1 protein-coding gene is annotated in these 1376 nt (G+C 68.0%); it reads right to left on the bottom strand.

Annotated features, from left to right (window positions below; all coding sequences use genetic code 11):
* A partial coding sequence (locus AB0N63_RS36110; RefSeq protein WP_365536254.1) for an acyl-CoA carboxylase subunit beta occupies nt 1-1376 on the bottom strand: 1376 nt, incomplete at both ends.

Here is a 1376-nt window from a genome sequence, read left to right as displayed (position 1 = left end):
CGGTTTCGGTGTCGTCGGCGGCGGCGATGGCGCGGCGGTGGAGGATGTTGACGGCGCCCTGGGCGCCCATGACGGCGATCTGGGCGGTGGGCCAGGCGAGGTTGAGGTCGGCGCCGAGGTGTTTGGAGCCCATGACGTCGTAGGCGCCGCCGAAGGCTTTGCGGGTGATGACGGTGATGAGGGGGACGGTGGCCTCGGCGTAGGCGTAGATGAGTTTGGCGCCGCGGCGGATGATGCCGTCGTGTTCCTGGTCGACGCCGGGCAGGAAGCCGGGGACGTCGACGAAGGTGAGGACGGGGATGTTGAAGGCGTCGCAGGTGCGGACGAAGCGGGCGGCTTTCTCGCTGGCGGTGATGTCGAGGCAGCCGGCGAACTGGAGGGGCTGGTTGGCGACGATGCCGACGGGGTGGCCCTCGACGCGGCCGAAGCCGGTGAGGATGTTGGGGGCGAACAGGGCCTGGGTCTCGAAGAACTCGGTGTCGTCCAGGACGTGTTCGATCACCGTGTGCATGTCGTAGGGCTGGTTGGCGCTGTCGGGGACGAGGGTGTCGAGTTCGAGGTCCTCGGCGGTGACGGCCAGGTCGGCCTCCTCCGGGAAGACCGGGGGCTCGGAGAGGTTGTTGGAGGGGAGGTAGGACAGGAGCTGTTTGACGTATTCGATGGCGTCTTTTTCGTCGCCGGCCATGTGGTGGGCGACGCCGGAGGTGCTGTTGTGGGTGCGGGCGCCGCCGAGTTCCTCGAAGCCGACGTCCTCGCCGGTGACGGTCTTGATGACGTCGGGGCCGGTGATGAACATGTGGCTGGTCTGGTCGACCATGACGGTGAAGTCGGTGATGGCGGGGGAGTAGACGGCGCCGCCCGCGCAGGGGCCGACGACGAGGCTGATCTGGGGGATGACGCCGGAGGCGTGGGTGTTGCGGCGGAAGATCTCGCCGTAGGCGCCGAGGGATGCGACGCCTTCCTGGATGCGGGCGCCGCCGGAGTCGTTGATGCCGATGATCGGGCAGCCGGTCTTCAGGGCGAAGTCCATGACTTTGGCGATCTTCTGGCCGTAGACCTCGCCGAGGGCTCCGCCGAAGACGGTGAAGTCCTGGGAGAAGACGGCGACGGGGCGGCCGTCGACGGTGCCGTAGCCGGTGACGACGCCGTCGCCGTAGGGGCGGTTGGCGTCGAGGCCGAAGTTGGTGGAGCGGTGGCGGGCGAACTCGTCGAGTTCGACGAAGGAGTCCTGGTCCAGGAGGAGTTCGATGCGTTCACGGGCCGTCAGTTTGCCCTTGGCGTGCTGCTTTTCGACGGCGCGTTCCGAGCCGGCGTGCGTCGCTTCCTGGATGCGCCGCTGAAGATCCGCGAGTTTCCCCGCGGTGGTGTGGAGGTCG

This window comes from Streptomyces sp. NPDC093260 (genome assembly GCF_040683715.1).
In the GTDB taxonomy this organism is placed as follows: Bacteria; Actinomycetota; Actinomycetes; order Streptomycetales; family Streptomycetaceae; genus Streptomyces; species Streptomyces sennicomposti.
This window is presented reverse-complemented; position numbering and strand designations above follow the sequence as displayed.